Annotated in this window: 10 protein-coding genes and 1 pseudogene; 5 read left to right on the forward strand and 6 right to left on the reverse strand. The window is 52.2% G+C overall.

Features of this window, described 5'->3' with window-relative positions:
* The 3 genes and pseudogenes from sadA to ACLD4K_RS06400 all read right to left on the reverse strand — a co-directional run.
* A pseudogene (sadA, locus tag ACLD4K_RS06390) lies at positions 1–1825 on the reverse strand (trimeric autotransporter adhesin SadA); the annotation flags it as partial.
* Between the two features lie 43 nt (positions 1826–1868).
* Positions 1869–2552: a hypothetical protein gene (locus ACLD4K_RS06395; protein ID WP_411011563.1), complete on the reverse strand. Its 684-nt coding sequence runs from the start codon at positions 2550–2552 to the stop codon at positions 1869–1871.
* A gap of 496 nt (positions 2553–3048) precedes the next feature.
* Positions 3049–3411, reverse strand: coding sequence for a YibL family ribosome-associated protein (locus ACLD4K_RS06400; protein WP_183059186.1), 363 nt, complete (start codon positions 3409–3411; stop codon positions 3049–3051).
* Between the two features lie 290 nt (positions 3412–3701).
* Between ACLD4K_RS06400 and ACLD4K_RS06405 the strand changes: the two genes are divergently transcribed.
* Positions 3702–3911 (forward strand): hypothetical protein, encoded by a 210-nt coding sequence (locus tag ACLD4K_RS06405; protein WP_001062558.1) that lies wholly within the window; start codon positions 3702–3704, stop codon positions 3909–3911.
* A 9-nt stretch (positions 3912–3920) separates the two neighbouring features.
* Here ACLD4K_RS06405 and mtlR read toward each other — a convergent pair whose 3' ends face one another.
* The 3 genes from mtlR to mtlA all read right to left on the reverse strand — a co-directional run bounded on the left by mtlR (position 3921) and on the right by mtlA (position 7793).
* Positions 3921–4511: a mannitol operon repressor MtlR gene (gene mtlR / locus ACLD4K_RS06410; protein WP_183059187.1), complete on the reverse strand. Its 591-nt coding sequence runs from the start codon at positions 4509–4511 to the stop codon at positions 3921–3923.
* Positions 4508–5656 carry a mannitol-1-phosphate 5-dehydrogenase gene (mtlD, locus tag ACLD4K_RS06415; RefSeq protein WP_411011564.1) on the reverse strand — a complete coding sequence of 383 codons (1149 nt, stop codon included), beginning with the start codon at positions 5654–5656 and terminating at the stop codon, positions 4508–4510. Before mtlD ends, mtlR begins: the two co-directional genes overlap by 4 nt.
* Before the next feature lie 220 nt (positions 5657–5876).
* The gene (gene mtlA / locus ACLD4K_RS06420) at positions 5877–7793 is read right to left on the reverse strand and encodes a PTS mannitol transporter subunit IICBA (protein WP_079944113.1); all 1917 of its coding nucleotides are present in this window, start codon (positions 7791–7793) and stop codon (positions 5877–5879) included.
* A 467-nt stretch (positions 7794–8260) separates the two neighbouring features.
* Here mtlA and ACLD4K_RS06425 point away from each other — a divergent pair, with 467 nt between their 5' ends.
* From ACLD4K_RS06425 to yiaY, 4 genes are all read left to right on the forward strand, one after another.
* Entirely contained in the window at positions 8261–8869 is a 609-nt protein-coding gene (locus ACLD4K_RS06425) for a glutathione S-transferase (protein WP_094964404.1), read from the forward strand.
* Positions 8870–8967: 98 nt separating this feature from the next.
* Positions 8968–10359, forward strand: coding sequence for an L-seryl-tRNA(Sec) selenium transferase (gene selA, locus ACLD4K_RS06430; RefSeq protein WP_411011565.1), 1392 nt, complete (start codon positions 8968–8970; stop codon positions 10357–10359).
* Positions 10356–12206, forward strand: a complete 1851-nt coding sequence (gene selB / locus ACLD4K_RS06435; protein ID WP_411011566.1) for a selenocysteine-specific translation elongation factor — start codon at positions 10356–10358, stop codon at positions 12204–12206. The genes selA and selB overlap by 4 nt, the downstream gene beginning before the upstream one ends.
* Before the next feature lie 185 nt (positions 12207–12391).
* The gene (gene yiaY / locus ACLD4K_RS06440) at positions 12392–13543 is read left to right on the forward strand and encodes an L-threonine dehydrogenase (protein WP_061377055.1); all 1152 of its coding nucleotides are present in this window, start codon (positions 12392–12394) and stop codon (positions 13541–13543) included.
* Positions 13544–13556 lie beyond the last annotated feature (13 nt).

Here is a 13556-nt window from a genome sequence, read left to right on the forward strand (position 1 = left end):
CATCCCACAACAGGGCATCGTCGGTGAGCATGGTGACGGAGTTGCTCAGACTGTTGATACTGGTGGTGTTGGTGGCGATATCAGTGGTGTTCTGATTAATGCTGTCGGTATTGGCAGCGATATTAGTGGTGTTCTGAGACACATTTTCATTGGTGGCAAACAGCTGGGAGCCGTTAACGGCGTCGGTGCTGTCCGCGGCCAGGGTGCCTGCCGCCAGATTGGTGATTTTGCTGTCGCTTCCGTTGTGGTTAGCGCTGAATGCGCTTGCGCTGCCATCCCACAACAGGGCATCGTCGGTGAGCATGGTGACGGAGTTGCTCAGACTGTTGATACTGGTGGTGTTGGTGGCGATATCAGTGGTGTTCTGATTAATGCTGTCGGTATTGGCAGCGATATTAGTGGTGTTCTGAGACACATTTTCATTGGTGGCAAACAGCTGGGAGCCGTTAACGGCGTCGGTGCTGTCCGCGGCCAGGGTGCCTGCCGCCAGATTGGTGATTTTGCTGTCGCTTCCGTTGCGGTTAGCGCTGAATGCGCTTGCGCTGCCATCCCACAACAGGGCATCGTCGGTGAGCATGGTGACGGAGTTGCTCAGACTGTTGATACTGGTGGTATTGGTGGCGATATCAGTGGTGTTCTGATTGATGCTGGTGGTATTGGCGGCGATATCGGTAGTGTTCTGGTTAATGCTGTCGGTATTGGCAGCGATATTAGTGGTGTTCTGAGACACATTTTCATTGGTGGCAAACAACTGGGAGCCGTTAACGGCATCGGTGCTGTCCGCGGTCAGGGTACCCGCCGCCAGATGGGTGATCTTGCTGTCGCTTCCGTTGTGGGTAGCGTTAAAGGCACTTGCGCTGTCATCCCACAATAACGCGTCATTGGTTAAGCCAGCGACAGAGGCTTCTGTGTTAGTGATAGAGTTGTTCAGTGCGCTTAACGCACTGCCTACGTTATTGTAGGTGCCTGTGCCTACCTCGTAGAGGGGAGCATTCACTGTACCATCAGAGTTAACGGAGGCGCCTCCGCCTAGTCGGTCGGCAACGGATTGACTTAAAGAATAAATTTGCGCACCTGTAACGGCATCGGTACTGGTGGAATTGATGTCGCCTTTAGCAACGTAGGTTATCTGCCGCTGAGTGGTGCTGTTACCCACGGCGACGGAATTGTCTTCCTGGGCGACAGAGCCCGAGCCAAGGGCAACTGAGTTGGTGCCTATCGCTTTTGCGCCATTACCAAAAGCAGCGCTGTCGTCGCCGCTCGCAGTAGCTTGATAACCTAATGCAGAGGAAGTTGCTCCGCTCGCGACAGATTTATAACCTAACGCAACCGATTTTGCGCCGCTCGAATTGGCATACACGCCCATTGCCATTGAATAACTTCCACTGGCTGAGGATGAGGCGCCCATTGCAATGGCCCGGTCACCGGCTGAAACCGATTTTACGCCAAGCGCTAACGAAGAGTCGCCGGTGGACTGGCTGTAGGAACCAATGGCGGTACTCCATTTCCCCATCGCGGAGGCTTTATAACCCATTGCGGCGCTTGCGCCATCAACGTTGGTGTAAGTATTGGCTGTGGCATCGGTACCAATTGCAATCCACCCTTTTCCTCCAGTCTGGGTACCCGTTGGAGTAACGCCGTCGCCTGTATCGTTTCCTGCGTTGGCCAGTGCATCCGCAGAAACCATAATGCTGCTAAGACCGATGAGTGCGGAAACTGCCAGCTTTCTGCGGCCGTTTTTTTTGCCGCGGCTTTTTGCGGTTTCGCTGGTGACAACAAATGTTCCCGTAGCGGCATTCCAGAGGACTTTAAATATTCTATTCATGAATGAGTAATTTCCTTTTCTAAAATAATTGTATCAATGGCTATTATTTTTTTGGCTTCTTTTTTGTATCGTTAATAGGTTGTATGCTGTCGAATATGACATTCTCCATGTCAATACCTATTTTTAGATACTTAAGATTATTGGGCGATACGCCTTTTAATGTTAGCGTGACGTTTGTCCATGCTCCCGGTAAGAGTTCGATTGTCGAATCCATTTGCGTGTTGAGCAAGAGTTGTCGCCAGCGAGGCAGATCTTTTGCCTCGGAAGGTTTTTTCGTACCCCACGTCATATTAAACGCCAGGTTTGATACGGGAACGCTGAGTAAGTTAACTAAATCAAGATGAATAACACTTCCATCATCTATTGGCTCAATAGATAGAATACGCCCGGCTAATCCGATGTTGCCGTTGTTAATAATAAAATAGTGCGTTTGTGATGGATCCAGTTCTGTGTAATCGAATAGCCGTTGTTTGCGTTCAATGCGACCAACGACTTCGGCGACCTTTTGAGTCGTGTTGATAACTGTAGCTTGTTGTTTTTCTAGCAAATTTACCTTTGCTTCTTGTTCTTTTTGTTGTTTTTCTAACAGGTTTATCTTTGTTTCTTGTTCTTTTTGTTGTTTTTTCAGTTCTTCAACAAGGTGCTTATCTGCGAGGTAATCACAACCAGATAAAAAAAATGTGAATCCCAAAGCAAGCAGGGGAATAAATTTCCCATTTTTGTGCATATAAAATATCCTTGTTTATAATTTATATGATATAAATAGTTAAACTATTATTTATACAGCTAACTCACCGTTCTGCGGGGTTACGGCATTGTCGATAATCAATTAATGTATGATTACAACGAAAATATTCATTGCCTCTATGAATTTGTATAAATGCCAGAAATTCATTATCAATTGCCCATAACAATACCTTATAAAAATATAATCATGAAATTTATGTATAGGTGCATTGCCTTGTAGATAATAATATTATTTAATTTAGTGGGTCAATTATATTCTGCGGGTCATGAGAACAGTCGATGAAAAAATTCATTGTATAAATACAAATAGACCTGATGGTGGCGTTTATATTCCTGAAAAATCGAGATTACCGTTAAAAATGAACTTGTATATAAGCGGTGTAAATACGTCTGGATAAAAATTCGGAATATAGCCCGATGCTCTCAAGGCATCCGTTGAACGACGGGGGCCTTGAGAGCCTGTGATGCGGAAGTATTTAGAACTCGCTCTTCGCGAAGCCGGTCATCTCTTTGAGCCCCATTTCCCGGCCCAGCGCCGTCATCGGGTGTACCACGATCAGGCCGCGTACGCTTTTTTTGAGTTTGCCCATATCGGCCTGCTCTTTTTTAGTGATCGCGCGGCGAAACGGCAGGTTCATCAGCTTCTGCGCTTCTTTACTCAGTTTTTGGCTGTGTACTTCGCGCAGACGGATAATTTCTGCTTCCAGCGTCTCTTTTTCTTTTTCCAGCTCCGCGTATTTATCGGCGGATTCAACCAGCGAGAGAGCTGCCTGTTGGTGGCGAATAGCGTCAAGACGATCGCTCAGGCGTTTAATTTCGTTTTTTTCAACTTCTTTCATGGGATAGCTTCTGATAGAAATGGGATAGATACCCTATAGTATGCGCGCAGTGAGTGATTCTTCACAACTCATGGCGTAAAGATAATCAATTATGGCAAGTATTACACCGCTAATTATTTAGTTATCTCTTTGAGAATAAAATCTTTTTTTCGAAAGAAAAGATGAAGCGCCTTTTTTGCCGGCAAGAAAAGCGATTAAGCACATTTTCCTCAATGACCACGCTAAATTGATCCTAAACTCAAATAAGCGACCGCGGGAGTCAGACGCGGGTCACACATGGAGGATCTATCATGGCAAAAATAGGTGAGAACGTACCACTTCTTATTGATAAAGCCGTCGATTTTATGGCGTCCAGCCAGGCGTTCCGTGAATACTTGAATAAAACGCCGCCGCGTGATTATGTTCCTTCCGAAGTGCCGTCGGAGAGCGCGCCCATTTATTTGCAGCGTCTGGAATATTACCGGCGGCTGTACCGGCCAAAAGAAGAAGAAAGAGGTTAACGGCGGGATTTACTTTTGAAAGGCCTTTTTTAAGCTGATTTTAGAAATCAGCTCGGTCAGGGAGAGGACCATCGTCGAACGTACCGCCTGCTGATAGCGCTGAATTTGCATGGCGTATAGCGCCGCGTCGGACGTATCAAAATGCGGCGGTGGCGGCAGCGCCATGACGCAGTGCAGTTCGCCAAACGGTCCTAGAATTTCGTCGTCGGTGAATGCGTATTCGTTACCGTCGTGATTCAGCTCTTCGCGCAGCGCCATTAACAGCTCCGCATCTTCATATTCGGTGCGACTGAGTACGCCCAGGCCATAGATAAGTTTCAGACGTACCGAAAGATCGCCCAGCGGCCCGTCGCCGTCCAGCAACGGTTCCACAGCGTATTTCACCGCATAGTCGTCTTTGCGAAACACCTGGAGCACCAGAATATTCACCGCCTCGGTCAATAACTCGACGGCGGTAATCAGGAAGCTCCGTACGGTTTTGCCAGCATTCAGACGCTCAAGCACACGATTTTCAAAGGCCTGGGTTTGTTCCATTATTGCCTGCATATCTGACAAACTGTTATTTGGGCGCAGGCTAACCTGCGCCGGGTTCTGCGTCATTTGGTGGCGTTATATGCGTTAACCGACTCCGCCACCACATCGCTATTGGCATCCAGCCCGGAAATTTGCGCCAGCGCGGCCTGCGGGCCTTTTTCGGTAATCAGAGCCGCCAACTCCTGCGCCTGCGGATCTTCATCACTACGGAAATGCATCGCCGCCGCGATCCCTTTGACCAGATTCACATGCGGCAGACCATATTCCAGGGTGCCAAGCAGCGGTTTGATCAGACGGTCGCCTGCGCTCAGCTTACGCAGCGGCTGACGACCCACGCGCTCAACGTCATCTTTCAGATACGGGTTTTCAAAACGACCGAGGATTTTCTGAATGTATGCCGCATGTTTGTCGGCATCAAAACCGTAGCGTTTGATCAGCACCGCGCCGCTTTCTTCCATCGCGCCTTTCACCACCGCGCGAATACTCTCATCGAGAATGGCGTCGCGAATGGTTTGATGACCGGCTAATTTGCCGAGGTACGCGGTTATAGCATGACCCGTGTTCAGCGTGAAGAGTTTACGTTCGACAAATGCCATCAGGTTATCCGTTAACTCCATCCCCGGAATGGTCGGCAACGCGCCTTTGAACTGGGTTTTGTCGACAATCCACTCGCTGAAGGTTTCTACCGTCACTTCCAGCGGGTCATGGGTGGCGGAAGCGGAAGGCGGCACAATACGGTCAACGGCGGAATCGACAAAACCGACGTGCTGTTCAACCCAGGCTTTATCGCCATCCGCCAGCGCGTTCATCACATGACCTTTGAGCTGCGTGGTGCCGCGCACCATGTTTTCACAGGCGATGATATTCAGTGGGGTAGAGATGCCCTGCGCTTTGCGTTTTACCAGCCCTTTAGCGATGGCCGGAGCGATACGTTCCAGCACAACCGGGCCCACGGCAGTGGTGATTAAATCAACGTGGGCAATCAGGTCGACAACTTCATCGCCGATGCTGCTGACAGCGTTGACGCCGGAGACGGTATCAACCTGCTCATTTTCTCCCACGACATGAACCTGATAGCTATGACGGGCATTCAGGGCATCGAGTACGACCTGGTTTACATCCGCGAACGTCAGTTGTATCCCCGCGTCAGCCAGCAGTTTGCCGATAAAGCCACGACCGATATTACCTGCGCCAAAATGTAATGCTTTCATAGTATTAACCTTCATTAATGTTTTTACCCGAGAGGGCTGGGGTGAGGCTTTTCCCTCAACCTAACCCTCTCCACAAGGGAGAGGATATCGCCTTCATATTTCGAACTGCAGATGCGTTGGCTCTCCTCGCTCACCCCAGTCACGTACTTATGTACGCTCCTGGGGATTCACTGCGTTGCCGCCTTCCTGCAGCTCGAACTATTTTGGGGATACTTAACTGTTAAGCTTTTTTACCTGCCAGCAGTTCCAGCACTTCATCCACGCTGGTGGTGTGCGCCAGACGTTCGATCACGGATTCATCATCCAGCGCGTTGGTCAGGCTGGTGATGACCTGGATGTGCTCATTGTTACGTGCGGCGATACCAATGACCAGACGGGCAATATCGTCTTCTTCTTCACCGAAGCGTACGCCTTCCGGATACTGGCAGAACACCACGCCGGTTTTCAGCACGCGATCTTTCGCTTCCACTGTACCGTGCGGTACTGCGATGGATTCACCGAGGTAAGTCGGCGTCAGCTTTTCGCGGTCCAGCATCGCCTCGACGTATTCCGGCTCAACATAGCCGCCTTTCACCAGCTGTTCACCGGCAAAGCGAATCGCCTCTTCTTTCGTGGCCGCTTTACGTCCGAGGAAGATATTCTCCGCACCCAGTTTGAACAGGTTGTTATCACCCTCCTCAAAGCTGTCTTTCAGATGGTCGCGTACTTTCTCTTCATTAGTATTGTGGCGCTGTGCGGCAACCAGACGTTCGGTCAGGCTGGTGTACAGGCCGCTATCCAGGAAGTTGGTCAGCGAAATATGCTGCGCCTGCGGTACCTGACGCATCGCGCGCTCGGTCAGGTCGCGGTGAGTAATGACCAGATCCACATCCGGCGGCAGATTGTTAATGGCGCTGTTGGTGACGGAGATCTGGCTCAGGCCCGCATCCTGTACTTTCTTACGCAGTACCCCTGCGCCCATCGCGCTGGAACCCATACCGGCATCGCAAGCCACGATGATTTTACGCACATGGCTCAGGTCGTTAGTCACGTCGCCAGCCGCCAGCGGAGAGGCGCCTTTAGATTCCGCTTTCATGTCATGCATACGACGGGTGGCCGCTTCAATGTCATCTTCTTCTTTCACTTTGCTGGTTTTCAGCAGAATTGCAGACACCACGAAGGAAACTGCCATTGCCGCCACGATGGCAGCGATGTTAGCGAAGTAAGCGCCTTTTGGCGTCATCGCCAGTACCGCCAGAATGGAACCTGGAGATGCCGGAGAGACCAGACCGCCGTTCAGGATGGTCAGGGTGAATACGCCGGTCATACCGCCGAGAATCACCGCCAGAATCAGGCGTGGGTTCATCAGCACGTACGGGAAGTAGATCTCATGGATACCGCCCAGGAAGTGGATAATCGCCGCGCCGCCCGCAGACTGTTTAGCGCTGCCGCGACCGAAGAACATGTACGCCAGCAGGACGCCCATCCCCGGACCCGGGTTAGCTTCAATCAGGAAGAAGATGGATTTACCCATCTCATGGGACTGCTGGATACCCAGCGGTGAGAAGATGCCGTGGTTAATCGCGTTATTGAGGAACAGGATTTTCGCCGGTTCAACAAAAATGGACGCCAGCGGCAGCATATCGTGCGCCACCATGAAGTTAACGCCCGCCGCCAGAATTTTGGACAGGACTTCAACCGCCGGACCAATACCGAGGAACGCCAGGATGGCGAGGATCATACCGATGATGCCAGCGGAGAAGTTGTTCACCAGCATCTCAAAACCGGATTTGATCTTACCGTCTACCCAACTGTCGAATTTCTTAATGCAGTAGCCGCCTAATGGACCGGCGATCATCGAGCCGAGGAACATCGGCATATCCGCGCCGACAATAACGCCCATGGTAGTGATAGCGCCCACCACGCCGCCGCGTTCGCCGCCAACCAGACGACCGCCGGTATAACCGATGAGCAGCGGCAGCAGGTAGGTGATCATCGGACCAACCAGTTTCGCCAGCGTTTCGTTAGGCAACCACCCTGTTGGAATAAATAATGCGGTGATAATACCCCACGCGATAAACGCGCCGATATTAGGCATCACCATATTGCTGAGGAATCGACCAAAGCTTTGCACTTTGATCTTAATATCGGATGACATAAAAACACCCCTTCTTATGTTGCTGTCGCGCAGGCTGAAAGCCCGAGGTTTGTTAATGTAGCGGCAGAGGTAGCCGGACCCTGTAGATATTGCGAAATCTGGCACTGAATCGTTCAACTGTCCAGACAGGGACAATTTATGTGATTTGCGTCACATAAATATAGGGGGTAGAGAGGTAATTGATGTGATATTGATCACAAAGTGGCTGTGTAAAAAAACAACGAATCTAATTTTTAGCCCTTAAAAGGCCATTTTATGTGAGATATTTCACATTTTTATTTTGGTGCTTTGTTGAATTTTTGTGATCCTCTTCACAAGAAATTTTAAGCCCGGGTAACGTCAATACGATCCGACAAACATTTTGTCGCGAGTCCTCTCACGTTATGTCATTCAGCAACCTCCTTTTGTGTCTCTTTTCGTCTTATTTGAGCCATACTATGATTTTTTGTTGGCAAAAAGGACCCGGCATGAAACTCATTGGCAGCTATACCAGCCCTTTTGTGCGTAAAATTTCGATTCTGTTACTGGAAAAGGGCATCACCTTCGAATTTGTGAATGAACTTCCCTACAACGCGGATAGCGGGGTGGCGCGCTATAACCCGTTAGGTAAAGTACCCGCGTTGGTCACCGATGCGGGCGAGTATTGGTTCGATTCTCCTATCATCGCGGAATATATTGAACTGTTGGATATCGCGCCAGCGATGGTCCCGCGTGACCCGATGGCAGCGCTTAAAGTTCGCCAGCTTGAAGCGTTGGCAGACGGCATTATGGATGCTGCGTTGGTTTCTGTGCGCGAACAGGTGCGTCCGGCGGCGCAACAATCGGAAACGGAACTGCTGCGCCAGCGGGAAAAAATCAACCGCAGCCTGGATATGCTCGAAAGTTATCTGAGCGACGGGACGCTAAAAACGGATACGGTCAATCTGGCGACTATCGCGATTGCCTGTGCGGTAGGCTATCTCAACTTCCGCCGGGTCGCGCCCGGCTGGTGCGTTGGCCGCCCCCACCTGGTCAAACTGGTCGAAACGCTTTTTCAACGCGAAAGCTTTGCCCGCACCGAAGCGCCAAAGGCTTGACGCGCATTATGTCCGCCTGAGCAAACTCACGTTACAATCCCCCTTATGTCGATATCCCTCTCCCGCCAGGAGAGGGCCACCAACAGCCAGGCATTTTCATGACAAGCGAAACGCGTACACTCTACAGCCAGCTTCCTGCTATCGATCGCTTATTGCACGATAGCGCTTTTCTTTCTCTGCGCGATCGGTATGGTCATACCCAGGTGGTTGATCTGCTTAGGCGGATGCTTGACGACGCGCGCGACGTCATCCGGAATACGCAAACGCTTCCCGACTGGTACGCAGACTGGGCGCAAGAGGCGAAACTCCGGCTGGAAAATGCGGCGCAAAGCGCGCTGCGCCCGGTGATTAACCTGACGGGGACGGTGCTGCACACCAATCTTGGCCGCGCATTGCAGGCGCAAGAAGCGATTGAGGCGGTAACGCAGGCGATGCGCGCGCCGGTGACTCTGGAATACGATTTGGATGGCGCCGGGCGGGGGCATCGCGACCGGGCGCTGGCGACGCTGTTATGCCGTATCACCGGGGCGGAGGACGCCTGTATCGTCAATAACAATGCGGCGGCGGTATTGCTGATGCTGGCGGCGACCGCCAGCGGCAAAGAGGTAGTGGTTTCGCGTGGCGAACTGGTCGAAATCGGCGGCGCGTTTCGTATTCCGGATGTTATGCGCCAGGCGGGCTGTACGCTGCATGAAGTGGGCACCACCAACCGGACGCATGCGAAAGATTACCGTCAGGCGGTAAATGAAAATACCGGGCTGTTGATGAAGGTGCATACCAGTAATTACAGCATTGAGGGCTTTACCAAAACGGTAGAGGAAGCGGAACTGACGGAAATCGGGCGAGAGCTGGATATTCCGGTGGTGGCGGATCTGGGCAGCGGTTCGCTGGTGGATTTAAGTCAATATGGCTTACCCAAAGAGCCGATGCCGCAGCAGCTCATTGCCGCAGGCGTCAGCCTGGTAAGCTTCTCCGGCGATAAGTTGCTGGGCGGGCCGCAGGCCGGGATCATCGTCGGCAAAAAAGCGATGATTGCCCAACTGCAAAGCCATCCGCTGAAACGCGCTCTGCGCGCGGATAAAATGACGCTGGCGGCGCTGGAGGCAACGTTACGTCTGTATCTGCACCCGGAAGCGTTGGCGGAGAAATTACCCACGCTGCGTCTGTTAACCCGCAGTGAAGCGTCGATTCGCGAACAAGCGCAGCGGTTACAGGCGCGGCTGGCGGCACGTTACGGCGATGAATTTACGCTGGAGGTTAAGCCCTGCCTGTCGCAAATCGGCAGCGGTTCATTACCGGTAGACCGCCTTCCCAGCGCCGCCATGACCTTTACCCCGCACGACGGGCGCGGTAGTCGGCTGGAGGCGCTGGCGGCCCACTGGCGCACGCTGCCTGTACCGGTCATTGGCCGAATTTATGATGGCCGTTTATGGCTGGATATGCGCTGTCTTGAAGACGAAAGCCGGTTTATGGAGATGATGCTGAAATGATTATTGCAACTGCCGGACACGTAGACCACGGTAAAACGACGTTGCTCCAGGCGATTACCGGCATTAATGCCGATCGCCTGCCGGAAGAGAAAAAACGCGGGATGACTATCGATCTGGGTTACGCCTATTGGCCGCAGCCGGATGGTCGTGTACTGGGCTTTATCGATGTGCCTGGACATGAAAAATTCCTCTCTAACATGCTGGCGGGCGTAGGCGGTATCGATCACGCTTTGCTGGTGGTCGCCTGTGATGACGGCGTCATGGCGCAAACGCGCGAGCATTTACAGATCCTGCAACTGACGGGCAATCTCCAGCTCACCGTCGCGCTGACCAAAGCCGATCGCGTGGACGAGGCGCGTATCGGTGAAGTACGTGAAGAGGTACTGGCGGCGCTCGACAACTATGGCTTCGCCGATACCGTTGTATTTGTCACCGCCGCCAATGAAGGGCGCGGTATTGCAGAACTTCGCGCTCATTTACAGCAGCTTCCTGCACGTTTGCACGCCGCGCAGCATCGTTTCCGTCTGGCTATCGACCGTGCGTTTACGGTGAAAGGGGCGGGACTGGTGGTGACCGGAACGGCGCTGAGCGGAGAGGTAAACGTGGGCGATACGCTATGGTTGACCGGCGTTAATACGCCGATGCGCGTACGAAGTCTACACGCGCAAAATCAGCCCACCGACCATGCGTATGCCGGGCAACGTATTGCGCTCAATATTGCGGGCGATGCGGAGAAGGAGCAGCTTAACCGCGGCGACTGGCTGCTTTCTGATGCGCCGGTGGGGGAGGCTTTTTCCCGGGTGATCGTTTCTCTGGCGCTTCATGCGCCGCTTTCCCAATGGCAGCCGCTACATATTCACCATGCCGCCAGCCATGTGACCGGTCGCGTCTCTTTGTTGGAAGGCGGGCTGGCCGAGCTGATCTTCGATACGCCGTTGTGGCTGGCCGATAATGACAGACTGGTGCTGCGTGATATTTCCGCACGCGCCACCCTTGCCGGCGCACGCGTGGTGACGCTTAAGGCGCCGCGTCGCGGTAAACGTAAGCCTGATTATTTGCACTGGCTTTCAACGCTTGCCGCCGCGCAGGACGATAGCGCGGCGTTGGCCATTCATCTGGAACGCGGCGCCGTCAACCTGCCGGATTTCGGTTGGGCGCGTCAGCTTAATCCTCTCGGTATGCGTCAGCTTATTGAGCAACATGGTTTTATCCAGGCCGGAGACAATCTGCTAAGTGCGCCCGTCGCCGCCCGCTGGCAGCGTAAGATTCTTGATACGCTGGCGACCTACCACGAACAGCACCGCGATGAACCGGGGCCGGGACGCGAGCGTTTACGCCGCATGGCCCTGCCAATGGAAGATGAAGCGCTGGTCCTGATGCTGATCGAGCGGATGCGCGATGACGGCCTGATTCATAGCCATCACGGTTGGTTGCATCTGCCGGATCATAAAGCAGGATTTAGCGATGAGCAGCAGGCCGTCTGGCACAAAGTCGAACCGCTATTTGGCGATGAGCCCTGGTGGGTACGCGATCTGGCGAAAGAGACCGGAACGGAAGAACAATTGATGCGGCTGGTGCTGCGGCAGGCGGCACAGCAAGGCATCATTACCGCGATCGTAAAAGATCGGTACTATCGTAACGATCGGATAGTCGCTTTCGCCAATATGATCCGCGAGCTGGATCAAGAGAGAGGATCAACGTGTGCGGCGGATTTTCGCGACAGGTTGAATGTAGGGCGGAAGCTGGCCATTCAGATCCTTGAATATTTTGACCGGATTGGATTTACACGACGTCGTGGGAATGATCATTTATTACGTGATGCGTTATTATTTCCGCAAAAGGAATGAAATGGTTAAATTAAATCAGAAATGAATCAATACAATTATTGAGTTGATTTATAAAAGCACATCAGGAAATTAACCTAATGTGCTTTTTATTTTTCTGACTTCTTAAAATAGTCATCGTGATCATATTATTAGGATAATTTCACCCGTATTCTTCGCACCTTATTCTGGTAATTAAGGACAATATAATGGCAGCTTCAACGTTTTTTATTCCCTCCGTGAATGTAATTGGTGCCGATTCATTAAAGAACGCAATGAATACGATGGCGGAATATGGTTTTCGCCGTACATTAATTGTTACGGATGCTATGCTGACAAAATTAGGGATGGCGGGTGATATTCAAAAAGCGCTACAGGAACGTGATATTTTTAGCGTGATTTATGATGGTACGCAGCCTAACCCTACCACCAGCAATGTGGCTGCTGGGTTGAAGCTTCTGAAAGAAAATGGCTGCGACAGCGTTATCTCGCTGGGCGGCGGTTCCCCGCACGACTGTGCGAAAGGTATCGCGCTGGTGGCGGCGAATGGCGGCGATATTCGTGACTATGAAGGCGTTGACCGCTCCGCGAAACCGCAGTTGCCGATGATTGCGATTAATACGACCGCCGGCACCGCGTCTGAAATGACCCGTTTTTGTATCATCACCGACGAAGAGCGTCATATTAAAATGGCTATCGTCGATAAACACGTTACGCCGCTGCTCTCTGTCAACGACTCCTCTTTAATGGTTGGTATGCCGAAATCCCTGACGGCGGCAACCGGTATGGATGCGTTAACCCACGCGATTGAAGCTTATGTTTCCGTTGCGGCAACGCCTATTACCGATGCCTGCGCGTTGAAAGCGGTAACGATGATTGCGGAAAATCTGGTTGTTGCGGTTGAAGAGGGGAGCAATGTCCAGGCGCGTGAAGCGATGGCTTATGCTCAGTTCCTGGCGGGAATGGCGTTTAACAATGCGTCGCTGGGCTACGTTCATGCTATGGCGCATCAACTTGGCGGTTTCTACAACCTACCGCACGGCGTATGTAACGCGGTTCTGCTGCCGCATGTGCAGGTATTCAACAGCCAGGTAGCGGCGGCTCGCCTGCGTGATTGCGCAGCGGCGATGGGCGTCGATGTATCAGGCATGAGCGAGGCGGAAGGCGCGCAGGCGTGTGTGGCGGCCATTCGCCAACTGTCGCAGAAAGTCAACATTCCGGCGGGACTGCGCGAGCTAAACGTGAAGGAAGAAGATATCCCGGTTCTGGCGACCAATGCTCTTAAAGATGCCTGTGGTCTGACGAACCCGATTCAGGCGACTCACGACGAGATTGTGGAAATTTATCGCGCGGCGATGTAACGCCTTTGCCCGG

Origin of the sequence: Salmonella sp. 741265055_HSA (assembly GCF_046569525.1) — a bacterium.
GTDB classification, from domain to species: Bacteria; Pseudomonadota; Gammaproteobacteria; order Enterobacterales; family Enterobacteriaceae; genus Salmonella; species Salmonella enterica.

What these genes read in the sequence shown, in the direction of transcription:
- ACLD4K_RS06395 (WP_411011563.1), bottom strand. Translation starts at nt 2,552, where the DNA reads ATGCACAAAAATGGGAAATTTATTCCCCTGCTTGCTTTGGGATTCACA.
- ACLD4K_RS06400 (WP_183059186.1), bottom strand. Translation starts at nt 3,411, where the DNA reads ATGAAAGAAGTTGAAAAAAACGAAATTAAACGCCTGAGCGATCGTCTT.
- ACLD4K_RS06405 (WP_001062558.1), top strand. Translation starts at nt 3,702, where the DNA reads ATGGCAAAAATAGGTGAGAACGTACCACTTCTTATTGATAAAGCCGTC.
- mtlR (WP_183059187.1), bottom strand. Translation starts at nt 4,511, where the DNA reads ATGACGCAGAACCCGGCGCAGGTTAGCCTGCGCCCAAATAACAGTTTG.
- mtlD (WP_411011564.1), bottom strand. Translation starts at nt 5,656, where the DNA reads ATGAAAGCATTACATTTTGGCGCAGGTAATATCGGTCGTGGCTTTATC.
- mtlA (WP_079944113.1), bottom strand. Translation starts at nt 7,793, where the DNA reads ATGTCATCCGATATTAAGATCAAAGTGCAAAGCTTTGGTCGATTCCTC.
- ACLD4K_RS06425 (WP_094964404.1), top strand. Translation starts at nt 8,261, where the DNA reads ATGAAACTCATTGGCAGCTATACCAGCCCTTTTGTGCGTAAAATTTCG.
- selA (WP_411011565.1), top strand. Translation starts at nt 8,968, where the DNA reads ATGACAAGCGAAACGCGTACACTCTACAGCCAGCTTCCTGCTATCGAT.
- selB (WP_411011566.1), top strand. Translation starts at nt 10,356, where the DNA reads ATGATTATTGCAACTGCCGGACACGTAGACCACGGTAAAACGACGTTG.
- yiaY (WP_061377055.1), top strand. Translation starts at nt 12,392, where the DNA reads ATGGCAGCTTCAACGTTTTTTATTCCCTCCGTGAATGTAATTGGTGCC.